The sequence below is a fragment of the Kitasatospora sp. NPDC001540 genome, from assembly GCF_042894345.1.
In the GTDB taxonomy this organism is placed as follows: Bacteria; Actinomycetota; Actinomycetes; order Streptomycetales; family Streptomycetaceae; genus Kitasatospora; species Kitasatospora phosalacinea_C.
Window position 1 is genome coordinate 428,094 of sequence record NZ_JBIAVO010000002.1, and the last position, 22,263, is coordinate 450,356.

22 protein-coding genes are annotated in these 22,263 nt (G+C 75.5%); 11 read left to right on the top strand and 11 right to left on the bottom strand.

Annotated features, from left to right (window positions below):
• Positions 1-143 precede the first annotated feature (143 nt).
• Together ACFY00_RS04855 and ACFY00_RS04860 are read right to left on the bottom strand one after the other, a co-directional pair.
• Positions 144-818: a lysoplasmalogenase gene (locus tag ACFY00_RS04855; RefSeq protein WP_388027244.1), complete on the bottom strand. Its 675-nt coding sequence runs from the start codon at positions 816-818 to the stop codon at positions 144-146.
• Complete coding sequence (locus ACFY00_RS04860) at positions 815-1,693, bottom strand: sterol desaturase family protein (protein ID WP_388027245.1); 879 nt, start codon at positions 1,691-1,693, stop codon at positions 815-817. The genes ACFY00_RS04855 and ACFY00_RS04860 overlap by 4 nt, the downstream gene beginning before the upstream one ends.
• An 89-nt stretch (positions 1,694-1,782) precedes the next feature.
• On the opposite strand from ACFY00_RS04860, the gene ACFY00_RS04865 reads away from it, so the two are divergent.
• Positions 1,783-3,204, top strand: coding sequence for a DUF2398 family protein (locus ACFY00_RS04865; RefSeq protein ID WP_388027247.1), 1,422 nt, complete (start codon positions 1,783-1,785; stop codon positions 3,202-3,204).
• A 30-nt stretch (positions 3,205-3,234) separates the two neighbouring features.
• On the opposite strand, the gene ACFY00_RS04870 is transcribed toward ACFY00_RS04865, so the two are convergent.
• The 4 genes from ACFY00_RS04870 to ACFY00_RS04885 all read right to left on the bottom strand — a co-directional run bounded on the left by ACFY00_RS04870 (position 3,235) and on the right by ACFY00_RS04885 (position 5,737).
• Positions 3,235-3,450 (bottom strand): cold-shock protein, encoded by a 216-nt coding sequence (locus ACFY00_RS04870; protein ID WP_388027249.1) that lies wholly within the window; start codon positions 3,448-3,450, stop codon positions 3,235-3,237.
• 68 nt (positions 3,451-3,518) lie between these two features.
• Positions 3,519-3,707, bottom strand: coding sequence for a hypothetical protein (locus tag ACFY00_RS04875; RefSeq protein WP_388027250.1), 189 nt, complete (start codon positions 3,705-3,707; stop codon positions 3,519-3,521).
• Between the two features lie 368 nt (positions 3,708-4,075).
• Complete coding sequence (locus tag ACFY00_RS04880) at positions 4,076-4,708, bottom strand: TetR/AcrR family transcriptional regulator (RefSeq protein WP_388027251.1); 633 nt, start codon at positions 4,706-4,708, stop codon at positions 4,076-4,078.
• A gap of 99 nt (positions 4,709-4,807) precedes the next feature.
• Positions 4,808-5,737: an acyl-CoA thioesterase gene (locus tag ACFY00_RS04885; protein WP_388027252.1), complete on the bottom strand. Its 930-nt coding sequence runs from the start codon at positions 5,735-5,737 to the stop codon at positions 4,808-4,810.
• Positions 5,738-5,831: 94 nt separating this feature from the next.
• Here ACFY00_RS04885 and ACFY00_RS04890 point away from each other — a divergent pair, with 94 nt between their 5' ends.
• Positions 5,832-7,190 carry an SWIM zinc finger family protein gene (locus ACFY00_RS04890; RefSeq protein WP_388027255.1) on the top strand — a complete coding sequence of 453 codons (1,359 nt, stop codon included), beginning with the start codon at positions 5,832-5,834 and terminating at the stop codon, positions 7,188-7,190.
• Positions 7,187-9,844: a hypothetical protein gene (locus ACFY00_RS04895; RefSeq protein ID WP_388027258.1), complete on the top strand. Its 2,658-nt coding sequence runs from the start codon at positions 7,187-7,189 to the stop codon at positions 9,842-9,844. Before ACFY00_RS04890 ends, ACFY00_RS04895 begins: the two co-directional genes overlap by 4 nt.
• 43 nt (positions 9,845-9,887) lie before the next feature.
• On the opposite strand, the gene ACFY00_RS04900 is transcribed toward ACFY00_RS04895, so the two are convergent.
• The 5 genes from ACFY00_RS04900 to ACFY00_RS04920 form a co-directional block, all read right to left on the bottom strand.
• A complete protein-coding gene (locus tag ACFY00_RS04900) occupies positions 9,888-10,814 on the bottom strand; it encodes an RNA polymerase sigma-70 factor (protein WP_388027260.1) in 927 nt (308 codons plus the stop codon).
• 88 nt (positions 10,815-10,902) lie between these two features.
• A complete protein-coding gene (locus ACFY00_RS04905; RefSeq protein ID WP_388027262.1) occupies positions 10,903-11,376 on the bottom strand; it encodes a carboxymuconolactone decarboxylase family protein in 474 nt (157 codons plus the stop codon).
• Positions 11,377-11,472: 96 nt separating this feature from the next.
• A complete protein-coding gene (locus ACFY00_RS04910; protein ID WP_388027265.1) occupies positions 11,473-12,840 on the bottom strand; it encodes an MBL fold metallo-hydrolase in 1,368 nt (455 codons plus the stop codon).
• A gap of 311 nt (positions 12,841-13,151) precedes the next feature.
• Positions 13,152-13,613 (bottom strand): MaoC family dehydratase, encoded by a 462-nt coding sequence (locus ACFY00_RS04915; protein WP_388027267.1) that lies wholly within the window; start codon positions 13,611-13,613, stop codon positions 13,152-13,154.
• Positions 13,614-13,688: 75 nt separating this feature from the next.
• Positions 13,689-14,162, bottom strand: a complete 474-nt coding sequence (locus ACFY00_RS04920; protein WP_388027269.1) for a pyridoxamine 5'-phosphate oxidase family protein — start codon at positions 14,160-14,162, stop codon at positions 13,689-13,691.
• Positions 14,163-14,351: 189 nt separating this feature from the next.
• Here ACFY00_RS04920 and ACFY00_RS04925 point away from each other — a divergent pair, with 189 nt between their 5' ends.
• The 8 genes from ACFY00_RS04925 to ACFY00_RS04960 all read left to right on the top strand — a co-directional run bounded on the left by ACFY00_RS04925 (position 14,352) and on the right by ACFY00_RS04960 (position 22,236).
• Positions 14,352-15,188, top strand: a complete 837-nt coding sequence (locus ACFY00_RS04925; RefSeq protein WP_388027271.1) for a hypothetical protein — start codon at positions 14,352-14,354, stop codon at positions 15,186-15,188.
• Positions 15,189-15,329: 141 nt separating this feature from the next.
• Complete coding sequence (locus tag ACFY00_RS04930; RefSeq protein ID WP_388027274.1) at positions 15,330-15,950, top strand: hypothetical protein; 621 nt, start codon at positions 15,330-15,332, stop codon at positions 15,948-15,950.
• 47 nt (positions 15,951-15,997) lie between these two features.
• Positions 15,998-16,885: a hypothetical protein gene (locus ACFY00_RS04935; protein ID WP_388027276.1), complete on the top strand. Its 888-nt coding sequence runs from the start codon at positions 15,998-16,000 to the stop codon at positions 16,883-16,885.
• A gap of 79 nt (positions 16,886-16,964) precedes the next feature.
• Positions 16,965-17,591, top strand: coding sequence for an SAF domain-containing protein (locus ACFY00_RS04940; protein WP_388027279.1), 627 nt, complete (start codon positions 16,965-16,967; stop codon positions 17,589-17,591).
• Positions 17,591-18,766: a hypothetical protein gene (locus ACFY00_RS04945; RefSeq protein WP_388027282.1), complete on the top strand. Its 1,176-nt coding sequence runs from the start codon at positions 17,591-17,593 to the stop codon at positions 18,764-18,766. The genes ACFY00_RS04940 and ACFY00_RS04945 overlap by 1 nt, the downstream gene beginning before the upstream one ends.
• Entirely contained in the window at positions 18,756-20,357 is a 1,602-nt protein-coding gene (locus ACFY00_RS04950; RefSeq protein WP_388027284.1) for a CpaF family protein, read from the top strand. Before ACFY00_RS04945 ends, ACFY00_RS04950 begins: the two co-directional genes overlap by 11 nt.
• Positions 20,357-21,352: a type II secretion system F family protein gene (locus ACFY00_RS04955; protein ID WP_388027285.1), complete on the top strand. Its 996-nt coding sequence runs from the start codon at positions 20,357-20,359 to the stop codon at positions 21,350-21,352. The genes ACFY00_RS04950 and ACFY00_RS04955 overlap by 1 nt, the downstream gene beginning before the upstream one ends.
• Positions 21,349-22,236 carry a hypothetical protein gene (locus ACFY00_RS04960; RefSeq protein ID WP_388027288.1) on the top strand — a complete coding sequence of 296 codons (888 nt, stop codon included), beginning with the start codon at positions 21,349-21,351 and terminating at the stop codon, positions 22,234-22,236. Before ACFY00_RS04955 ends, ACFY00_RS04960 begins: the two co-directional genes overlap by 4 nt.
• The last annotated feature ends 27 nt before the right edge of the window (positions 22,237-22,263 follow it).

The following is a 22,263-nucleotide window of genomic DNA, read 5'->3' on the forward strand; positions in this document are numbered from 1 at the left end:
GCGCGGGACGACTCCCTCCCGCCCAAGGGCTCCCCCGCCCCGTCGCCTCCCCGGCCCGCCCGGCCCGGCGGGGGGCCCCCCCCCCGGGGGGGGCCCCCCCCCCCGCCATGTCCGGGAGCCGGTGCGCCCGGGAGCCGTCGTGCTCAGTCGTCGGTGCGCTCCACGCCGCCGGTGCGCTCCAGGGTGCCGACGGTCAGCAGGTACTGCCCGGCCAGGTACGTCGCCATGATCAGGAAGGCGTGCGCGGGCAGGTGCCGCCAGTCCGCCAGGTCGGTGGCGATCAGGGTGTCGGAGAACAGGAACAGCGCCCCGCCCAGCCCCGCCCGCACGTTGACCTGCGAGGCGGTCACCGCGGTGGCGGTCAGCAGCAGGCTGTAGAGCGCCACCGGGACGCGCATCCCCGCGTCCAGGTCCGGCCAGAGCAGCACGATCAGCGCCGCCCAGAGCACCGCGTAGCAGCCCCCGACGATCAGCGCCCGGCGGCGGTCGGCCAGCGCGCCGAGTTTCACGAACATCGTCACGTAGCAGACGTGGCCCGCCGCGAACGAGGCCATCCCGGCCAGGAAGGCCACCGTCCCGCCGATCTCCAGCAGGATGTCGCCGCCCGCGCCGAACAGCAGCGCGGGCACCAGCAGTCGCGGCGTGCCGGGTTTGGCGAGGGCCCACACCCAGGCGGCCAGCAGCGGCATCAGCAGCGGCTTGGTGCCGTACTGCAGGGGTTTGATCCCGAAGCAGATCGCCAGCAGGTGCGCGGCCGAGACGACGGTGAAGGCGATCAGCAGGGCCCGCGCGGTGCGCGGGTCGCGAAGGGAAGTCATGCGGCGGCACTCTCCGGTCCGGTGGCGGCGGTGGTCTCGGTGCGGGGCGCGGGGTGCCAGCCGGGCCCCTTCGTGAGGTGGCGCAGCCGGTCGCCCCAGGTGCTCGCACCCCGTATGTCCCGGGCGATGGAGGCGTATTCGTGGGTGGCCACCCGCAGCGGGTTGAAGGTGCCGATGTTCTTGGTCAGGCCGTACACCGGGCGTTCGGCCTCGGCCGCGAAGGAGCCGAACAGCCGGTCGAAGACGATCAGGATGCCGCCGAAGTTGCGGTCCAGGTAGCCGCCCTGCGAGGCGTGGTGGACCCGGTGGTGCGAGGGGGTGTTGAAGAGGTACTCGACCGGGCGGGGCAGCTTGCCGATCCGCTCGGTGTGGATCCAGAACTGGTAGACCAGGTTCGCCGAGGAGCAGAACGCCAGCGCCGCCGGGTGCACGCCCGCCAGGATCATCGGCACGTAGAACACCCAGGTGGTGGCCGAGGTCCAGGGCTGGCGCAGCGCCGTGGACAGGTTGTAGTGCCGGCTGGAGTGGTGCACCACGTGGCAGGCCCACAGGATCCGGACCACGTGGTGGCCGCGGTGCGACCAGTAGTAGAAGAAGTCCTGGGCCAGCAGCATCAGCGGCACCGTCCACCACAGCACCGGCACCCGCAGCGGCGTCAACTCGTACAGGAAGGAGTAGATCGCCACGATCGGGACCTTCCACCCCGCGTCGAACAGCAGCGAGCCCAGACCCATGGTCAGGCTCGTCGCGGTGTCCTTCGCGGCGTACCCCTGCTCCTCCTCGTCCGGATGGAAGCGGTACGAGACGATCTCCAGGACGGTGAGCAGCACGAAGGCCGGTATCGACCAGAGCACGACATCGGGCAGGTGTGGCATGCCCGGAACCCTAGGGGACGGCGGCTACCTGCGGAAGAGGTTGTTACCGGCGCGTAGTGCCGGATTCGGTGTCTAGGCTTGGCACCGACATGGAGCGGCAGCAAGCAGCCGTCGGGGCCGTCGCGGCGACCGGCGGAACGGGGACGGGGCGCACGGGGACGGGGCGCGCGGGCGGGGCCGGACGGCCCGTCGCCCAGGCGCGCCCGGGCGCCCGCGCTGCCGCCCGCCCCGGGCCCGAACTCGCCGCGGCCGCCGAGGAGTTGGCCGCCCGCTTCGCCGCCGCCGCGCCCGCCGAGGCCGACCTGCTGGCCAGCGCCGTGTTCGGCGCGTACGGGGCCCGGCACCTCGGCGGCGCGCCCCGGCAGGCCGAACCCGCCCCCGGCACCAGCTGGTGGCACGGGCCGACCGTCCACCACAGCACCTCGCCGCTGTTCCGGCCGCTCGGCTACCGCCGGATACGCCGGGAGGGCCCCGTCCAGGCCGCGCCCCGCCCCACCGGCGGCGGCCGCCACCGCAAACCCGAACACCCCGCCGCCACCGGCGACCTGACCGCCGCCACCGAACTGCGCACCGCCGCCCGGCTGTTGATGGCCCACCCGCTGGTCACCGCCGACGGACCGCACGGCGCCGGACTGCCGCTGATCCGCCGTCACGCCGAGACCCTCGCCGAACGCTTCGGCGCCCTGCTCGGCTACCGCCTCACCCTCGGCCCCGCCCACGCCCGCCTGCACAAGGCCCCGCTGCCCGGCCGCCCGCTCCCCGGCCTCGACCCCGCCGGGTACGCCGCCCTCGCCCGCGCCCTGGCCGGCGCCCCCGCCCCGGCCCCCGTCCGCGCCCTGCTCGACGACTGGCGCCCGCCCGCGGTCCTCGCCGCGGACCTGCTCACCGCGCCCCCGCTGCCCGCCGTCGGCCCCGAGGTCACCGTCCGCCGTCTGCTCGCCGAGACCCCCGTCGTCCTGTACGACGACCTCGCGCCCGCCGCCCGCGCCCACCTGCTCGCGGCCGCCCCCGCCGAGACGGAACGGTTCGCCGACTTCCTCGGCCTCACCGCCGAGATCCGCGCCGAGGGCGTCGCCCTGCTCGACCCCGCCGACGAACTCACCGACCTCGCCCTCCCCGGCCCCGGCACCCTCGCCCAGGCCGCCCTGCTGCTCGCCGAACGCCTCGTCGAGGACCTCCGCCCCGCCGACACCGCGACCGCCCCGCCCGCCGTCCTGGTGCCCGACGCGCTCATCGACGGCACCCTCGGCGACATCACCGACGACTACGGCATGAGCGCCGGGTGGGACGCGGGCTACCTCGCCGACCTCGCCGCCTTCCGCCGCGACGCGCTCGACCTCCTGCACCGGATGGGCCTCGCCGCCCCGGCCGGCCGCACCTGGCTGCTGCGCGCCCCCGCCGCCCGCTACGCCCCCCGCGCCGAACCCGAACCCTCCACCGGCGGCGGACGGCACTCCCGCCCGCCGGCGGTCCCGGCCCCGGGGCGGGAACGGGACCGGCAGGGGGTGTGACGGGGCTCAGGGGCGGTAGGGCTCGGGGGCTCAGGGCGTGAGCGGTCGGACGTGCTCGGCGACCGGGCGGAACTCCTGGACGGTTCCGTCGTAGCGGACGCGCTGGCCCTGGTGCAGGAAGCGCTGCTCGTCGGTGTCGGCGACCACCGAGTCGTAGTAGACGGCGACGTCCGGGCCGCCGCCGTCCGGGGCGATGTAGCCGTAGGCGTGGTGGGTGTCGAACCACTTCACGGTGCCGGTCTCCATGGCGGGGCTCCCTTCGGACCGATCACCCCAGTATCGGCCGGGCCGCGGGCCTCCACCACTCGTTCGGCTCAGCGCCCGGCCGGGGCCGCGGCCCGCGCGGGCCCGCCCTGGTGGCGGACGGTCTCCACGGTCGCGCCGACGCCGAGCGAACCCAGGGCGACGGAGGCCGCGACAGCGGCGCAGGCGAGCAGGCGGCGGTGTCGGCGGGGCAGCGGGAAGCGCGGGTTCCGGGCCGACGCGGCGGTGCGGGCGTTCATGGCACCGAGCCTGGCAGCGGGGTGTTACGCGGTCGCGAAACGCGGGTGAAGTCTGGAAGGGATCTCGGCGTCGGAACCCCCACCCCCGCGTCCCCGCCGCGTCCCCGCCGCGCCCCCCCCGCGTCTCCGCAGGTCGAACGGGGTGGCGGGGCGCGGGTGGCGGCCACCGGCAGGCCCGGGCGCCCCCCGGCACGGCGGCCGCGCCGATCCCGGACACCGTCCGGTCCGGCGGGAAGGCGTCCGCGTCCGGCGCGGCGGGCTGACGTTCCGTCGGGGGATCGGCAGAGGTGGACACAACGGGAACCGGGTCCACGACCCGGAGCACGGCTCGGCGCGGCCCGCCGGAACCGGACGGGCCGACGGGCGGCTCAGGAGGGCAGCGGCGGGGGCGGCGGCTCGTACGGCGTCAGCACCAGCCGGACCATCTCCTCCAGCCGGGTGCGGGCGTCGTCCAGCGTGGTCCGCCCCGTCACCCAGGCGGTCAACTCGCCCTGCCAGGCGTGCCCCACCATGTGCCGCACCAACTCCCCGGAGGTCGGCGGGACCTCCGGGATCACCGCCCCCAGCGCCGCCCGGTCCGCCCGGGCCAGGCCCTGCAACGCCTCGCTGGCGAACGGGTCCGTGGACGTCGCCACCGCCACCCGCAGCCGGGCCAGTTCCGGCTGCCGCTGGTACGCCCGCATCCCCCGCCGCACGAACCGCACCGCCCGCTCGGTCGGCGAGGCGCTGCGCCCCGCCCCCACCTCGCCGACCAGGTCGGCGAGCAGCAGCCGGTGCCAGTCCGCTATCGCGGCGGCGAGCAGGTGGTCCTTCGACGAGAAGTACCGGTACGCGGTACCGAGGGCCACGCCAGAACGCTCCGACACCTGTTTCATCTGGAGCCGTTCCACGCCGATCTCGGTCACCAGGGCCAGGGCGGCGGACAGGAGGGAGCCGCGGCGTTCGAGCTGACGGGGGGACATCGCCTCCACCGGACGAGGTGACAGGTCAACCTTGGTCACCCGAACCATGATACGGGGCGCCCCCACGACGCGGTATGACGCGAGAGGTCACCGGTGGGTGACGACGGCCCCTCGGTCCGGGCTCCTCAGTCGGGCTCCTCAGCTCGCGCGGGAGCGCCCCGGGCGCAGTTCGCGCAGCAGGGTCTCCTGGACGGCGGAGGCCACCAGCGCCCCGTCCCGGTCGTAGAACTCGCCCATCGCCAGGCCCCGGCCGTCCGACGCGGACGGGCTGCGCTGCGCGAACAGCAGCCACTCGTCGGCGCGGAACGGGCGGTGGAACCACATCGCGTGGTCCAGCGAGGCCAGCGAGACCCGGGGCTCCTCGACCCGGTGCACCCGGTGCGGCTGGAGGTGCAGGGCGGCGGTCGAGGCCAGCGTCAGGTCGGAGAGGTACGTCAACGCGCAGACCTGGAGCAGCGGATCGTCCCCCGGCAGCGGCCGGTCCGTCCGCAACCAGACGAACTGCTGCGGGACGCCCGGCACTTCCGGCGGCAGGCCGGGGGCACCGGCCGGGACGAAGCGCATCTGCAGGGCGCGGAAGACGGCCGCGCCCGCGAACTCCTCCGGGGCGTCCCGCTCCCAGGCCAGGTACGGGTCCGGCAGCTCCTCCGGGCCCGGCACCGGCGGCATCGTGCGCTGCCGGTCGTCCGCCGCCTCCGGGCGCTTGAACGAGGCGGCCATGGTGAAGATCACCTCGCCGCGCTGGACCGCCGTCACCCGACGGGTCGCGTACGAGCTGCCGTCCCGGGCCCGGTCCACCTGGTAGACGATCGGGCGGCGCGGGTCGCCCGGCCGCAGGAAGTACCCGTGCAGGCTGTGCACCCCGCGGCCCACCTCCACCGTGCGCCCCGCCGAGGTCAGCGCCTGCGCCGCGACCTGCCCGCCGAAGGCGCGCAGCGGGGCGCCCGCGTGGCAGTGGCCCCGGAACAGGTTCTCCTCCAGCTCCTCGATGCCGAGCAGCTCCGCGAAGGAGCGCAGACCGGAGGGGTGTTCGGGTGTCGGGGCGGTGGGGGCGGTCACCCGGCTCATGCTAGAACAGGTTGCAGTGAGTGGGTCCTGTGGGGCCCGTCACGCGGCGGGAGACCCAGCGGCCCTGTCGGGGGCGGCGGTTAGCGTTCCGCCCATGACCACGGCCGTCCACGCCCTGCGCTACCCGCAGCCCTCCGCCCTGCGCCCCCACCGGCTGGACCTCGCCACCAGCGGCGGCGCCACCCCGCACGGCGCGGTCGACCACCCCCGGTTCTTCACCGGCGCGCTGCGCCACCCCGACGCCGCGGCCGCCGCCCTGCTCGCCGTCGCCGACATCGCCGCCGCCCGCTACCACCGGCCCACCGGCGCCGCCTCGCTCGACCCCGTGGTCACCGCCGACGGCGACCGGCTGCGCTTCGAGTCCTTCTCCGGCTGCGGCGGCGTGCACGCCCGGCTCGACGTCCTGCCCGAGGGCCTCGACGGCGCCGCCACCGGCCACGGCACCACCAACGTCGACGTCAACGCCCCGCTGCGCGAGGCGCTGCGGCTGCGCACCCCCGGCGAACGGCTGCGGCTCGCCGTCGGCGCCGAGGAGATGGCCGTCGGCGTCGGCACCGGGGAACTGGTCGAACGCAAGGTCCCGCTGCCGCAGCGCTGGCTCAAGGGCTTCGCCGAGACCCAGGTGCTCACCGCCCGCTTCGACCGGCGCGCCGAACTCACCGCCGCCGAAGCCGTCCGCTTCCTGCGCGCCCTGCCCGTCACCGGCCGCGGCACCGTCCGCTGGGTCGTCCCGGCCGGGCCCGGCCTGCGCCCCGCCTCCCGACCCGGCCCCGGCGCGATCTGCCTGCCCGGTCCCGAACGCCTCGTCGCGCTGCGCCCGCTGCTGCGCCACGCCACTGCCCTGTACGTCTACGCCCCGCCCGGCGCCCCCACCGGGCCCACCGCCTCCGCCTGGGAACTCACCTTCCCCGGCGGCCGGTTGACGCTCACCCTGTCGCCCGACAGCTCCCGCGGCTTCTCCGGCGAGGGCGGCCTGCTCGACCTGCTCGCCCACGCCACCGACCCGGACGAGGACGTCGAGGCGCTGGCCGCGCTGCTCGCCTGGGACCCGCGGATCGAACCCGCCGACCTCGCCGAGGACTCCGGCCTGACCCTCGATCGGGTCCGCACCGCCCTCGCCCACCTCGCCACCGCCGGCCAGATCGGCTACGACCTCGCCGAAGCCGCCCACTTCCACCGCCAACTCCCCTACGACAGCGGCCGGGTGGCGGACCGGAACCCCCGGCTCCGGTCCGCCCGCGCGCTGCTCGCCGCCGACGCCGTCGGCCCGGTCACCGGCGACTTCCGGGTGGTCGCCGTCGGCGACCACGCCCACCACGTCCGGACCGCCGCCGACGGCACCCCCCTCGGCTGCACCTGCCGCTGGTGGGCCCGCCACCGGGGCGACCGCGGACCGTGCAGCCACGTGCTCGCGGTCCGGATGACCGGTACGGACGGAGCGGAGCAGCGGTGAGCACCGAGATCACCGAGATCACCGAGGAGCTGGTGACCGCGGTCCGGGCGGGCGACTTCCCGGCGGTCGGCCGCCTCGTCGAAGCCCTGCCGGACGCCCGGCGCCGGGCCGCACTGCCCCGGCTCGGGCGACTGCGCCGCGAGCTGCGCGACAGCGCGACCTCCCGAGCCGGGGCGGCCACCGCCCTGCTGATCGCCGGAGCCGTCTGCCACACCGCCCCCTCCGGCGCGGCCGACTGGATCGGCGGCCGCGACTTCGACGTCCGGCACTGGGCGCACCCCCCGCTGGTCGCCCTGCTCGACGCCCGCCCCGCCGACTGGCAGCGGGAGGTGGCCCTCCGACTGGCCCGCCGCCCCGCCGACCGCACCGGCTGGGACAACCCCGCCCCCTACCAGATCGCCGAGCACCTGCTGCGCCGCAGCGACACCCCGCCCCCCGCCGAACCCGGCTTCGTCACCGACTGGATGCGCGACCGGGACCGCCCCGAGCCCCGCCCCTGGCGGCGCGCCCTGCCGCCCGGCCCCGACCTGTACGCCCGGCTGCGCGCCGACGGCTTCACCCCCGTCCTGGCCCCGCTGGTCTTCGACACCGGCAGCGTCCAGGAGCTCTCCGGCCCCTGGGCCGCCAAGGGCCCCGAACAGCGCTGGCCCGCCGTGCTGGCCCGGCTCGCCGCCGAGGGCGTCATCGACCGCGCGGCGCTGCTCGGGCGCGGCTTCGCCCGACTGGTGCGCGGGGGCGGACAGGGCGAGGTGCGGGCCTACCTGGGGGTGCTGCGCGAGCTGGCGCCCGGTGTCGCCGAACTGGCGGAGAACCGCCGGGCGTTGCTGGCGATGCTGGACGGTGACTCGGTGGTGGCCGGATACGCGCTGGAGTCGTTGGTGGCGCTGGACGCGTCCGGGTTGCTGGGGGAGGGGGAGGTGAGGGAGGCGGCCGAGGCGGTGTCGGCACGTCCGGAGAAGAAGTTGCTGCGGGCGCAGTTGGGTTGGCTCGACCGGGTGGCTGCCGGTGGCCGGGTGGAGGCGGCGCTGCGGGGGTTGGCGGGGTGCCTGGGGCATCCGGACCGGCAGGTGCAGGGGCAGGCGCTGAAGGTGATCAAGCGCTATGTCGACTCTGCGGCGGGGGAGGTGCTGGCGGAGCTGCGGGCGGCGGCGCTGCTGCTGGACCCTGCGCACGCCGGGGTCGCGGCGGAGGTGTTGGGGGTGGCCGTGGAGGCGTCGGTCGGCGGGGTGGCGGACCGGCTGCCGGAGGTGCCGCGTCCGGTGGCGGTGCCCGCGCCGTTCGGCACGCCCGCCGAACTGGCCGAGGAGCTGGCCGCCGCGATGGCCGCCCCCGACGAGAGCGTGGCCTTCGAACGCCTCCTGGACGGCCTGGTCCGCCAGGTCTGGACGGACCGGGCGGCCCTCGCCGCCGCCCTCGCCCCCGTCCTGCCCGGGCACGAGTGGCGGGTGCTCGGCGTCCTGGCCGGTGCCGCCACCGGTGCCGTCCCCCGGCCGCGCGTCCTGCGGGCGCTGCAGTCCCGGCAGGCCCGGCTGTTCAGCGCCTGGGAATTCCGCGGCCCTGTCGGCGAGTTCTTCGCCGCCCGCCTGCACGAGACCGCCTGGCGGCTCGCCGCCGATCCCGTGCCGTTCCTGCTGTCCACCCCGACCTGGTGCCACGGGGCCCTGGACGCGCGGGAGTTGGTGGCCCGGCTGGCCCGGTACGAGGAACTCGGCGTTCAGCCCGGTCCGGTGGACTTCGCGCAGGCGCTGCTGCGCACCGTCGGCGACGGGAGCGAGGGCGCGGAGGCGCTGACCTCGCCCGCCGGGCGGCAGTTGGCGGCCTGGCTGCGCGGCGGCGGACTGCCCCACCGGGAGAGCGTCGTGGTGCCGCCCGGCACCTGGAGGTTCGGCGTCCGGTGCGCGGACTCCCGCCGCTACGCGGAGCAACCCGAGCTGCCGGAACAGGACTTGGCGCACCTCGCGATACCCGCCCTGGACGTTCCCGGCGTGGAGCCGGCGGACGGGGTGCCCAGGGCGGTCCGGGAACTGCTCGGCCCGTCCGAGCCCTTCTTCCGCCGCTCCGCCGTGGAGGACTCCGTTCCCGGCGCCCGCTGGACCGCGCTGCTCCCGCACCACCGCGAGGAGTCGGCGCTGCGCCTCACCGGCCAACTCGCCGACTCCGCCCAGGACACCCCCGTCCGCGGGAACCCCCAGGTGCTGCCGCTGCTGGCCGAGACGGACGGCCCCTGCGGATTCGCCGTCCACCAGGCACTCGCCTACGGCCTCGGAGCCGGCCACGCCGAGGACCGCTCCGCGACGGTCGAGGCCGTGCTCTCCCTCGCCGCCCAACGGCAGCTCGACCCGGCCGCGTTGGCCCGCGAGGCGCTCGAACTGCTCACCCTCGGCGCCGTCAAGCCCAACCGCCTCGCCGCCACCCTCGCCGAACTCGCCGACCCCGCACCGGGGCTCACCTGGAGCATCCTGGCGATCGTCGTCCCCGGTCTGCTCGACGGCCGACCCCCGCGCGGCGCGGCCGACTTGCTCGCCGTCGCGGTCGACGCCGCCCGCCGCAGCGGCGCCCGCGGCCCGATCGACGCGGTCACCCGCACCGCCGCCCGCAAGGGCGCCACCAAACTGCTCGCGGAGGCCCGTAGCCTGGCGGCGCTGCTCGGGTGACCGCCGCTCGGGTAGCGCGGCCGGGGCGGCCGGTGCGCTGCGGCTACCGGTCCGCCTCCCGGCGGGCCCGCCGGACCTCCCGGTCGACGGCCCAGGCGTCGGCGACCGGGCCGAGGTGGCGGAGCTTGTCCGGGTTGATGACCGAGCGGACGGCCTGGACCTGCCCGTCGAGCACGTCCAGGACCAGGGTGTGCAGCACCCTGCCGTCGCGGTCGCGGAACAGCGCGCCCGGTTGGCCGTTGATCCGGTGCTGCTCGCAGGTGATGCCGGTCAGCGCCATGAACGGGTGGACGGTGGCCAGCAGCCGGGCCACCTGCTCGGCGCCGACCACGGTCCGGGCCAGCTGCGGGGCCTTGCCGCCGCCGTCCCCGACCAGCTGGACGTCGGCGGACAGCAGGCGCCGCAGCCCGTCCACGTCCCCCTGCGAGAGCGCCTCGAAGAAGCGCCGCGCCAGCTCCTGCTGCTCCTGCCGGTCCGCCTCGAACCGGGGTCGCCCCTCGCGCATGTGCCGCCGCGCCCGGACGAGCAGTTGGCGGCAGGCGGCCTCCGAGCGGCCCACCGCCGCGGCGACCTCGTCGAAGCCGAAGGCGAACACCTCCCGCAGCACGAACACCGAGCGCTCCAGCGGGCTGAGCCGCTCCAGCAGCAGCAGCGCCGCCATCGACACCGAGTCGGCCAACTCCGCCGCGCGGGCCGGGTCCTGGTACGGGTCGTCGAGCAGCGGCTCCGGCAGCCAGGCCCCGGCGTACTGCTCCCGCCGCACCCGGGCCGAGCGCAGGACGTCGATCGAGATCCGGGTCACCGTGGTCGACAGGAACGCCTTGACCGACGCCGGGCGGGTGGGCGAGGCGTCGTAGCGCAGCCAGCTCTCCTGCACCGCGTCCTCCGCCTCGCCCACGCTGCCCAGGATCCGGTAGGCGATCGAGAACAGCAGCGGCCGCAGCTCCTCGAACTCCTCGACCTTGCCCATGTCGCTCTCCCCCTCGTCCTGCGGCCGTCACGGTCGGCCCGGTCCATTGTGGTCACGGCGGTCGCCGCCGTGGCGGCGGCGGAGGCCGTCAGTGGAAGCTGCCCGCCCGGTAGTTGCCCGCCGGTTGCCGCGTGACGGCGTTCAGCCGGTTCACCATGTTCAGGAACCCGACCAGCAGGACGAGGACCGCGAGCTGGTCCTCGTCGTAGTGCCGGGCGGCCTCGGCCCACACCTCGTCGTCGACCCCCTCGGCCGCGTCCGCGACCCGGGTGCCCTGCTCGGCCAGCGCGAGCGCGGCGCGCTCCGCCGGGGTGAAGACCGTCGCCTCCCGCCAGGCCGCGACCAGGTGCAGCCGCACCTGCTCCTCCCCGGCCGCGACGGCCTCCTTGGCGTGCATGTCGAGGCAGGCCGCGCAGCCGTTGATCTGGCTCACCCGCAGCGCCACCAGCTCCTGCGTCCGGGCGGGCAGCGGCGAGTCCTTCAACTCCCGGCCCGCCGCCATGACGTACTTGAGGGCCTTGCCGGCGGCCGGGTTGGCGAAGTAGTTCAGTCGTGCGTCCACGGGGGGCTCCTCGGTGCTCGTCGGTGCTTGCACCCCCTGGGACGAGACGGGCCCCGCACCTGTGACACGGTGCGGGGCCGGGAGCTTCCGGAGGGCTCAGAACAGCGGGACCTCGCCGTCCTGCCCCGGTGACTTCCCCGGCGACTGCCCTCGGGACCGGTCGGCGGTGGGGCGGGCCTCGGCGAGCGGGGCGTCGGGGCGGGCCGGGGCGGTGGTGAGGGCGGCCGGGCTGTCCGGGACGGTGGTGGGGCCGGGGGCGAGGCCGTCGGGGACGAGCAGGTCGGCGCCGGAGGGGACGGCGGCGACGGAGCGCCACCAGAGCTTGGCGGCGGGCGGGTCCGCGGGCTCGAAGGGACGCCCGGGGCGGGGTAGGGCGAGCGTGACCCCGGCGTCCTGGGCGGCGGCGACGGTGCGCTCGGCGGGCTCCTCCCACGGGTGCGGGGCCAGGTCGAAGGTGGCCCAGTGCACCGGCAGCAGCACGTCGCCGCGCAGGTCGCGGTGGGCCTGCACGGCCTCCTCGGGCGTCAGGTGGACCTCCGGCCAGTGCTCGGAGTACGCGCCGACCTGCATCATCGTCGCGTCGAACGGCCCGAAGCGGCGTCCGATCTCGGCGAACCCGGGGAAGTAGCCGCTGTCGCCGCTGTGGAAGAGCCGGTGCCGCTTGCCCTCCACCACCCAGGACGACCAGAGGAACCTGCCGCTCGGCCGGGGCCCGCGCGAGCAGTAGTGCCGGGCCGGGGTCGCGGTCAGCCGCAGGCCGTCCAGCTCGGCGGTCTCCCACCAGTCCAGGTCGACGATCCGGCGCGGCGAGACCCCCCAGTGCTCCAGGTGCGCGCCCACGCCCAGCGGCACCGCGAACACCGCGTCGCCCGCGGCCAGCGTCCGCACGGTCGCCATGTCCAGGTGGTCGTAGTGGTCGTGCGAGATCACCACCACGTCCACCGGCCCGAGCTCGGCCAGCGGCAGCGGCACCGGGTGCAGCCGCTTGGGGCCGATCCAGTCGAACGGGGAGCAGCGCTCGCTCCACACCGGGTCGAACAGCACCCGGACGCCGTCCAGCTCGGCCAGCACGGTGGCGTGGCCCAGCCAGGTCAGCCGCAGGCCGGAGGCGGGCGGGGTGGCCAGCTCCACCGGCAGCAGCCGGTGCAGCGGGACGGCCGCGGCCGGGGCGCGGCGGTTCGGGTCGACCGCGAGCTTGGTGCGCATCAGCGCCAGCGGGGTGTACGCGTACGCGAGGCGGCGGGTCGGCACCGGGTTGCGGAACGAGCCGTCCACGAAGTGCGGGGAGTTGCGGACCCGGTGCAGGCGCCAGCCCGACGGGTCGGCGCCGAACGCGTCCGTGCGCATCCGCTGCCAGGTCTCCCGGGGCAGTGTCCGGTACGAGCGCTTCGCGTCGCGCAGCGCTAGCCCGGCTTCGGCGGCCAGCTCGCCGGCGCGGAACAGCCAGGAGACGGGGCGGGACACGGGAACCTCCACGGTCGGACACCGGACGGCGGCGCACCGGAAGGGACGGCGGGACGCAGCGCGCCCCGCGGCGTCGACGGCAGGCCGGAGGACGACACCCGGCGGCCGGGAGCCCCCGGCGCCGGACGGCGCATCTCGGACCGGGACATTACCGGCAGGAAGGTGAGAAAAGCGGCAAATCGTCGCCGACGCGCCGCGCACGGGTGACGAGGACCGGCCATGCGGAGCAACGAGAACGGACCGCCCCGGGGCACGGGGCGGTCCGTTCTCGTTGCTGCGGTGCTGCGGTGCCGCGGTCGGGGGCGGCGGGGTCAGGCGGCCGGGTAGAAGCGGGTGATGGTCTCCGCGACGCAGTGCGGCTTGGGGGAGGCCTCGCTGGAGATGGTGAACCGGACCACCGCCTGCACGACGCCGCCGGGCAGCTCGTCCGCCGAGACCAGCACCGCCGTCGCCCGGACCGCCGAGCCCACCGGCAGCGGAGCCGGGAAGCGCACCTTGTCGGAGCCGTAGTTGAGGGCCATCGCGACGCCCTCCACGCCGTAGCACTCCTTCGCCAGCACGGGCAGCAGCGAGAGCGTCAGGTAGCCGTGCACGATCGTCCCGCCGAACGGGGTCAGCTTCGCCCGCTCCGGGTCGACGTGGATCCACTGGTGGTCGCCGGTCGCCTCGGCGAACAGGTTCACCCGGTCCTGGTCGACGGTGTGCCACTCGCTGGTGCCGAGTTCGGTGCCGACCGCGGAGGTCAGGTCGGCGAGCGAGGCGAAGGTCGTCACGGGGCGCTCCACGGGTGCGTCGGGGCAGGGCACGGCCCGGGCGGGGCCGCCTCGCAGAGTATGCCTACTCGCCGGTCACATGTCAGCGGGGGAGGGGACGGGGAGGATCGGGGCGGTGGGGGCGGGGGCGGGTCGGGTCGCGTCCGGGAGGAGGCGGCGGCCGGAGACCAGTTCCGGGCTGATCGCCACGTACTCCGGGCCCGGCTCCGGGACCCACGGGCGCAGGCCGCCCGAACGCAGTGCCTCCCGCTCGCCGGTGTCGCGCACCACCTCGGCCCGGCCGTGCACCAGCACGCTCCAGCCGCAGCGGCCCGCCCGGTCGAAGTCGTCCACCTGGAACGCCGCCACCGTCCCGTCCAGCGCCCGGGCCGCCCGGGTGCCGGTGCGCAGGGCCAGGACCAGCCGGCCGTCGGCCGCCACCCGGAAGGCCACCGGCAGCACCGCGGGAAGCGCGTGCTCGGTGTACACCACCCGCCCCAGCGGCACGCTGCCGAGCAGCCGCAGGCACTCGGCCTCGCTGAGGGTCTCCACCCGGTCGTCACGGTCCATGCCGTCGATGGTGCCCCCGCCCGTCCCGCCCCGACCAGGGCCCATGGTCCCTGAGCTGGGGCTCATCGGGCCGATTCCGCCCCGCACCGACACCCCTCGGCGATACCTTGGCCTCCGGCGGCGTCCCGAGGACGAGTCGGCGGGCGGCGCCGCGGACCAGGGGCGGTACAGGCGGAGGGGGCGGTACGGGTGAGCGGTGGCATCGAACTGGTGACGATCGGCGCCGACGGCGGCCCCGAACGCGGCCACGGCGGCTCCGCCCGCGCCGCCGAGGGCGCCCGCACCCTCGCCGACGCCCTCCCCGGCCGCACCTTCGACGCCGGGACCCGCGGCAGCACCGTCACCCGCCCCCCGGCCGACGCCGACGCCAACACCCTCCTCACCGCCCTGCGCCAGGCCGCCCAGCGCCCCGCCCGCTGGCTCGTCGTCGGCCTGGTCGGCCAGCTCGTCGCCGACCCCCGCGGCCGCCGGATCGCCCTCGTCACCGCCGGCTCCACCCCCGACAACGCCTACCGGCGCGGCCTCGCCTGGGACTGGATCACCAGCGCCATGGTGCACGGCGAACAGGAGGAGACCCTGCTGATCGTCGACGCCGTCGCCGACCGCGACACCTGGGCCGCCCTGCAACGCGAGGACGGTGCGGGCGAGTTGCTCACCCACTCGCGCGTCCCGCTGTGGGGCCGGATCGGCCGCTGGAGCGCGGGCCGACGCGGCCGCGACGGCGTGCTCCCCGGCGCCGAGGGCTCGTTCAGCTGGGCCCTCGGCCGCGTCCTCGAACACGGCGTGCCCGGCGCCCCCGCCGCGCTCGGGCCGCTCGACCTCCAGGCCGCCGTGGAAGGACAGTTGGGCTGGGGCGAACCGGCCAACGCGGGAGAGGCCAGGCTCCTGGTCCCGCGTGACGGGGGGAGACTCCTGATGCGGAATCGGGCCGCTGTGAGAGGAGCGCTCGCCGGATTGCCGTTTTCCGATGAACTTCTGGCAGTTCTGTGGCGAGAAAGCGCCCCAACCGATCCGCCTTCCGCGTAAGGTCAGGAAGCCCCGGGTGTTGCCGTGCCGGGGCGGGGTGGCGAAGAATCGACCTCCGAGCGACCTCAGAACGAACCGGGGACGGCAGACGACATCCGCGGTCCGGATCCACCACAGGTCCGGCCGCAACAAGGTGGGGCTATGCGGCAGCGCTCAATTCTGGTGCGCCCTGGGGCGATTGGGATCAGCGGGTTGCTCCTGCCATTCCTGCTGACGGCCTGCACCGCCTCCGGCACGGGATCCGCCGACCGACTCGGCACCCCCTCGGCCACCCTCCCCCGGGCCACCGCGACCACCACCGCGGCCCCCACCCGGACCGGCAGCCCCGTCCCGAAGGAAGGGGCCCAGGCGCTGGAGGGCAGCGACGCGGTGACGGCTTATCAGGCGTGGTGGCGGGTTCAGATCGACGTGCTCGGGCGATCGGATTCGGACGTAACCCCGCTCCGGCAGTACGCCACCGGCTCGGCCTTCACCGACACCGTGATCTCGCTCACCCAACTCCACGACGCCAAACTCGTCATGACCGGTGAACCCAGAACCGCACCCACACTCAAAAGCCTTGATCTGCAAGCGAATCCGCCCACCGCCACGGTCGCGGACTGCCTCGATGTGTCCGGCTGGCACCAGGCGGACGCCACCAGCAAGGGGATCAAGGATCCGCAACAGCGGCTGTCGCGCTTTCCGGCGACTGCCGTGCTGAAGAAATACGGAAACCGCTGGCTGGTTGCAGACTTCACCCGTGAGGTGGCCGAGACATGCTGAACTCCACGTGGCGCAACGCCATTTGCGCATTGACCGGGATCGGATTGGTGACCCTCGCCATCCCGTCCGCGAACGCCGCCGGAAGCACCGACACCCACCCCTGCGCGGCGCGCGTCATCTGCACCGAGCACCACGGCACGAGCAGCCCCCCGGCCACGGGCGGCGGAGGCACGTCGGGCGGCGGCGGGGGCGGCGGGAGCAGCACCTGCACCTGGAACCAGCAGGTCGTCCCGTGCTACGTGCCCCAGTGGGGCTGGTTCTCCGAGGGCTGCTACTACCAGGAGTCCAACCCGCAGCCGCTGCCGGGCGAGGAGGCCTGGGGCGGGCACAGCGAGAAGGACGGCGCGATCTACGACTCGGCCTGCATCACGAACACCAACGAGATCCAACCCTTCGGACAGACCTTCCTGGCGCAAGCCCCCGGCGCCCGGCCGAAGAAGACGCCGGAGGAGGTCGCGTTCGACGCACTGATGAAGATCGAGGTCGGCGAGCCCGTACTGCACGCCGCCCCGGCGGGCGACGCGGTGGTCGGATCGCCGGTGTGGCTCTGGATCGACCCCGACAAGGGCGTCGTCGGGCCGCTGAGCAAGGAGTTGACCGAGGACGGGATCACCGTCACCACCACGGTCACCCTGGCAGAGGTCGAGTGGACGGTGGACGACGGTCAGGGGGAGAAGAAGGTGCAGAGCTTCACCTGCAAGGACGCGGGGGTTCCGTACCGCCCGAACGGCTCCCCGACCTGCAGCCACGTCTTCACCCAGAGCTCGGCCCGGATGCAGGACCACGCCTACAGCCTCAGCGCGACGCTGAAGTGGCACGTGACGGCCCGGACGCGGGACAACACCGACATCAACATGATCGCCTACGACTGGACGCCCACCTACACCCAGGCGGTGCTGCGCGTCCCGGTCAACGAGGTGCAGGTGCTGAACTGACCTGCCACGGGGGCCGGGTGGCCCGGAGATCGACGAACCGTCACGAGTGAGAGGCCGCAGAGCGGTGGAGAACCGAAGCATGCCGACCCCGCCGCGCCGACTCGGTGCGCGGCGGCGGCGACCCGCCGTGCTGGCGATGGCGGCGGCGCTGATCGCGGCGGGCGGGCTGGGCGGGGCGGCGCTGTACAACAGCAGTGGGCAGCGGATCGCGGTGCTCGCGCTGGCGCGGGACGTGCCGATGGGGCAGGTGATCAGTGCGGACGACCTGGTGGTGGCGCACATCGCGGGGGACCCGGTGCTGCACCCGCTGGACGCGCAGGACCTGCAGGGGACGGTCGGGCTGCGGGCCACCACGGACCTGAAGCGGGGGGCGCTGCTGGTCAAGTCGGACCTGACCAGTGACCCGGCGACGCAGCCGGGGCAGCAGATCGTCGGCATCTCGGCGAAGCGCTCCCAACTGCCCGCGACCCGGCTGCAGCCGGGCCTGCAGATCCTGATCGTCAACACGCCCGACAGCGGGAGCGGCACCACGCGCACGCCGGAGACGATGACCGCCGTGGTCGCCGCGGTCGGCAAGCCGGACACCGACGGCAGCACCGTGATAGACGTCGCCGTCGGCCCCGCCAGCGGGCCGCAGCTCGCGCTGTGGGTGGCCAGCGGCAAGTTCCAGGTGATCCTGGCGCCCCGAACCGCCGGGGGGTCCTGATGACGGTGGTGGCCGTGCTCGGCGGGCCGGGCGCGCCGGGGGCCACCAGCAGTGCGCTCGCGCTGCTGCTGTCCTGGCCGCTGCGCCCCGGCCGCCGGGTGCTGCTGGTCGAGTGCGACCCGGACGGCGGGGCGGTGCTGGCCGGGGCGCTGGAGGGCCGGGTCGAGGCCGTGTACGGGCTGCGCAACCTGGCCGTCGCCGACCGGCGCGGGCTGCTCGCCGAGACACTGTGGGAGCAACTGCTCGACGTCTCCCCGCAGGGCACCGGCGACCGCCTGCTGCTGCCCGGCCTCACCGACCCCGCCCAGGCCCCCGGCCTCGCCTACACCTGGGAGCCCCTCGTCGAGGCCCTGCACGCGCTCGAGCCGCAGGGCTACGACGTGCTGCTCGACCTCGGGCGCTCCGGCGCGCACGGGCCGATGGCGGTGCTGCCGCGGCGGGCCGACGTGGTGGCCGCGACCGTCCGCACCACCCTGCGCGGGCTGTCAGCCGCCCGGCCCCGGATCGCCGCGCTGCGCGAGGACCTCGACACCCACGGCACCGGCTCGGACGGCCTCGGGCTGTTGCTGGTCACCGAGGGCCCCTACCCGGAGAACGAGGTCTCCCGGCAGTTCCGGCTCCCCGTGCTGGGGGCGCTCGCCCACGCGCCGCGCACCGCCCGGGTGCTCTCCGACGGCGGCGACACCACCGACCGGCGGTTCATCCGCTCCGAGCTGATGCGCACCGCGCGCACCGCCGCCGACCGGATCCAGGACCTGGCCGCCACCCGCCGCCGACGCCTCGGCGGCCCGCAGCCGCAGCCGCCGCAGCAACAGCCGCCGCGGCAGCAGCAGTTGCCGCCGCAGGTGCAGCCGGTGCCGCAGGTGCCGGCCCCGCAGCCGGTGCCGCTGTTCGTGGCGGGGCCGGTGGGCGGGCAGCCGTACCAGCCGCCGCAGCCGCAACAACCGCAGCCGCAACAGCCGTACCCGCCGCAGCAGTTCCAGTCGCAGCAGTTCCAGCCGCAGCCGCAGGGGCAGTTCACGGGGGAGTGGCCGGTCCGGGCCGAGGCGCCGCAGATCTCGTACGCCGCGCCCGCGCCGTACATAGCGCCGCCCGCGGTGCCGCAGCCGCCGGTGCCCGCGCCGTTCCCGGGGCAGACGGGGCCGGAAGGGGAGGAGGGGTGGCATGCGCGCTAGTCCGTACCAGGGGCCGGTGCCGCCGCAGCAGCCGGTGAACGGCCAGGTGGCGTACGGGGGTTCGGCCGACGCGGCCGGGTTGCCGTGGGGGAAGCCGCCCGTACAGCCGCAACCGCCGACGCAGCCGCAGGTGCAGACCGGGCCGGTCGGCCGGGCTGCGTCCGCGGCGGCGGCCGCGGTGCCCGCGCTCCCGCAGGCGGGGGCGCGTCCGGTGGTGGACACCAAGGTGGCGCGGGAGTTGAAGCGGCAGGTCGCGGCGGAGCTGCACCAGCAGCTGTCGCGGCTGTCGCAGGCGTCCGGGAGCGAGGCGGACCGGGCGACCCGGCGCCAGCGCGGGCGGGCGCTGATCGAGGAGGCGGTGGCCCGCTGGTCGGACGCGTACGCGCAGACCCACGGCATCCCGCCGACCCGGGAGCAGGACCGGGTGCTCGCCGAGGCGGTGTACGACCTGCTGTTCCGGGCCGGGCGGCTGCAGCCGTACCTGGACGACCCGGAGATCGAGAACATCCTGATCAACGGGTGCGACGACGTGTGGGTCTCGCGGGTGCACCAGCCGCTGCGGCAGGTCCCGCCGGTGGCCGACAGCGACGAGGAACTGGTCGAGCTGCTGCAGGACCTGGCTCGCCAGCACGGCGGCAGCGAGCGCAGCCTGTCGACGGCCAGCCCGATGCTGGCGCTGCGCCTGGAGGGCGGGATGCGCCTGCAGGCGATGACCGAGGTGACGCCCCGCCCGTACGTGGCGATCCGCCGCCACCGGGTGGCCAGTGCGACGCTCAGCGACCTCGTCCAACTCGGCACCGTGGACAGCACCCTGGCGGCGTTCCTGGCGTCCGCGATCCGGGCCCGGAAGAACGTGATGATCACCGGGACGCAGGGTGTCGGCAAGACCAGCCTGCTGCGCGCGATGGCCGCCGAGATCCCGCCGGACGAGCGGATCGGCACCCTGGAGTCCGAGTTCGAGCTGTGGCTGCACACCCTGGGCCACCTGCGGCAGGTCGTCCCGATGGAGGCCCGCGAGGGCAACGGCGAACGCGTGGACGGGCGCCTGGCGGGCGAGTTGACGATCGGCGAACTGATCCCGGCGGCGCTGCGGATGACGCTGTCGCGGATCATCGTCGGCGAGGTCCGCTCCGCCGAGGTGGTGCCGATGCTGCGGGTGATGACCAACGGCGAGGGCGGCTCGATGTGCACCCTGCACGCCCGCGGCCCGCACATGGTGGTCGACCGGATCGCCGAACTCTGCCTGGAGTACGGCGCCCACATGACCGACACCCTCGCCTACCGGCTCACCGCCAACGCCGTCGACTTCATCGTGCACGTCACCATGATCGACGAGACCGCGGTCGGCGGCCGCCGCCACCGCTTCGTCTCGCACGTGCTGGAGGTGGCCGGCCTCGGCGAGTCCGGCCGACCCGCGCTGAACACCATCTTCGGGCCGCGCCCGGAGATCGGCGAGGTCCGGGCCGTGCCGCTCACCCCGCCGCACTGCCTGGACGACCTGCGCCGCGCCGGGTTCGACGCCGGACTGCTCGGCTCCCCGTACGGGGCGTGGGGCGCGCCGCTGGCGCTGCGGATCGGGGGGACGCGCTGATGCTGCTGTACGTGCTGTGCGGACTGGCGGTGACCGGCGGGCTGGTCGCGCTGGTGGTCGGCCTGGTCGGACGCCCGGTGGACGAGGAGGAGCACGACAACCCGCTGGAGGGACGGCTGCACACCCTCTGGTACGGCGCGCCCGGCACCGCCTCGCCCGGGATGGCCCGGCTGCGCCGGATCCAGCTGGTGCTGGCCCTGCTCGGCGCCCCCGGCGGCTGGCTGTTCACCGGCATCCCGCTGGTCGGACTGCTCGTCCCGGCCGCCGTGTTCGGCCTGCCCTGGCTGTTCGACGCGACCCGCTCCGACACCCGCCGGATCGAACGCCTGGAGGCGCTCGCCGAGTGGACCCAGCGCCTGGCCGACGTGCTGCTGCTCGGCGTCGGCCTGAACCAGGCGATCATGACCAGCCGGCGCACCGCGCCCGCCGCCCTGGAGACCGAGATCACCGACCTGGCCGCCCGCCTGCAGGCCCGCTGGCGGCCCGAGGACGCGCTGCGCGCCTTCGGCGACCAGGTCGCCGACTCCACCGCCGACAAGGTGCTCGCCGCCCTCGTCCTGCGCGCCGGGGACAGCGGCCCCGGCCTGGCCCGGGCGCTCGCCGACATGGCCGACTCGGTGCGCGAGGAGGTCCGGCAGCGGCGCGCCATCGAGGCGGACCGCGCCAAGCACCGCACCACGATCCGCTGGATGGTCGGCATCATCCTGCTGGTCATCGTCATCGGCGGGTTCAACTCGCACTACACCGAGCCCTACACCACCGTCACCGGCCAACTGGTGCTCGCCGTCGTCGCGTTGGCGTTCGTCGCGGTGATCGCCTGGATGCGCTCGCTGGCCCGGCACACCCCGCTGCCCCGGGTCCTGGAACCCGACCGCCGCTCCAGGGCCGGCCGCCTGCCCGGCCGGGGCCGGAAGTCCGCCGACGGCGCGCCCGGGGAGTTCGGCGCGCCCGGGGCGTCCGGCGACGACGAAGCGCTGCTGAAGGAGGCCAGGTGATCTCCCCCTGGGCGGTCCTCGCCGGCGCCGCCGCGGCCGGCGGCGTGGCCCTGCTGCTGGCCGAACTCCGGCCCGCACCACCGGACCTGGGCCAGGCCCTGGACCGGCTGCACCGCGTTCCCGAACCCCGCCGGGCCGAGGACGAGGACCTCGCGCTGCCCTGGTACGACCGGATCGGCGAAGGGTCAGCCCGGCTGCCCGGGGTGCGCGTCCCGACCCGCGAACTCGCCCTGATCGGCCGCAGCCCGGCCCGCTTCATGGCGCACAAACTGCTGTTCGCCGCCCTCGGGTTCGCGCTGCCCGGCTACCTGACGGTGATGGCCGCCGTGATCGGCGACGGCCTCCCGCTCGCCGTCCCGCTGCTGGTCGGGCCGCTGCTCGCCGGGCTGCTCTGGTTCGTCCCCGACGGCATCGTGGCGGGCGAGGCCAAGGAGGCCCGCACCGAGTACCTGCACGGCATCGCCGCGTACCTGGAACTCGTCGCGCTGGAACGGGCCGCCGACTGCGGGCCCGCCGAGGCGCTGCGCCGCGCCGCCTCGGTCGGGCGCGGCACCGTGTTCCGGCGGATCCGCGACGCGCTGGAGCGGGCCGCCACCGACCGGCTCCCGCCCTGGGACGGACTCGACGCGCTCGCCCAGGAGCTGGGCCTCACCCCGCTCCAGGACGTCGCCGACATCATGCGGATCTCCGGCGTCGACGGCGCCGCCGTCTACGACACGCTCCGGGCCCGCGCCAAGAGCCTGCGCGGCGAACTGCTCTCCGAGGAACTCGCCAAGGCCAACACCGACAGCGAACGGATGGTCGCCCCCGGCTCCGCCCTGACCCTGCTGATGACCGTCCTGATCGCCTTCCCGGCGGTCTACCAGATGCTCAACACCTCCTGAACCCGAGCAGATCCGACCCCGCACCCC

Excerpts from the sequence above, each read along its gene's own strand:
- ACFY00_RS04860 (WP_388027245.1), bottom strand. The coding sequence starts at position 1,693 with ATGCCACACCTGCCCGATGTCGTGCTCTGGTCGATACCGGCCTTCGTG.
- ACFY00_RS04885 (WP_388027252.1), bottom strand. The coding sequence starts at position 5,737 with ATGAGCCGGGTGACCGCCCCCACCGCCCCGACACCCGAACACCCCTCC.
- ACFY00_RS04900 (WP_388027260.1), bottom strand. The coding sequence starts at position 10,814 with ATGGGCAAGGTCGAGGAGTTCGAGGAGCTGCGGCCGCTGCTGTTCTCG.
- ACFY00_RS04930 (WP_388027274.1), top strand. The coding sequence starts at position 15,330 with ATGCGGCAGCGCTCAATTCTGGTGCGCCCTGGGGCGATTGGGATCAGC.
- ACFY00_RS04945 (WP_388027282.1), top strand. The coding sequence starts at position 17,591 with ATGACGGTGGTGGCCGTGCTCGGCGGGCCGGGCGCGCCGGGGGCCACC.
- ACFY00_RS04955 (WP_388027285.1), top strand. The coding sequence starts at position 20,357 with ATGCTGCTGTACGTGCTGTGCGGACTGGCGGTGACCGGCGGGCTGGTC.
- ACFY00_RS04920 (WP_388027269.1), bottom strand. The coding sequence starts at position 14,162 with ATGGACCGTGACGACCGGGTGGAGACCCTCAGCGAGGCCGAGTGCCTG.
- ACFY00_RS04865 (WP_388027247.1), top strand. The coding sequence starts at position 1,783 with ATGGAGCGGCAGCAAGCAGCCGTCGGGGCCGTCGCGGCGACCGGCGGA.
- ACFY00_RS04870 (WP_388027249.1), bottom strand. The coding sequence starts at position 3,450 with ATGGAGACCGGCACCGTGAAGTGGTTCGACACCCACCACGCCTACGGC.
- ACFY00_RS04940 (WP_388027279.1), top strand. The coding sequence starts at position 16,965 with ATGCCGACCCCGCCGCGCCGACTCGGTGCGCGGCGGCGGCGACCCGCC.
- ACFY00_RS04875 (WP_388027250.1), bottom strand. The coding sequence starts at position 3,707 with ATGAACGCCCGCACCGCCGCGTCGGCCCGGAACCCGCGCTTCCCGCTG.
- ACFY00_RS04890 (WP_388027255.1), top strand. The coding sequence starts at position 5,832 with ATGACCACGGCCGTCCACGCCCTGCGCTACCCGCAGCCCTCCGCCCTG.
- ACFY00_RS04855 (WP_388027244.1), bottom strand. The coding sequence starts at position 818 with ATGACTTCCCTTCGCGACCCGCGCACCGCGCGGGCCCTGCTGATCGCC.
- ACFY00_RS04950 (WP_388027284.1), top strand. The coding sequence starts at position 18,756 with ATGCGCGCTAGTCCGTACCAGGGGCCGGTGCCGCCGCAGCAGCCGGTG.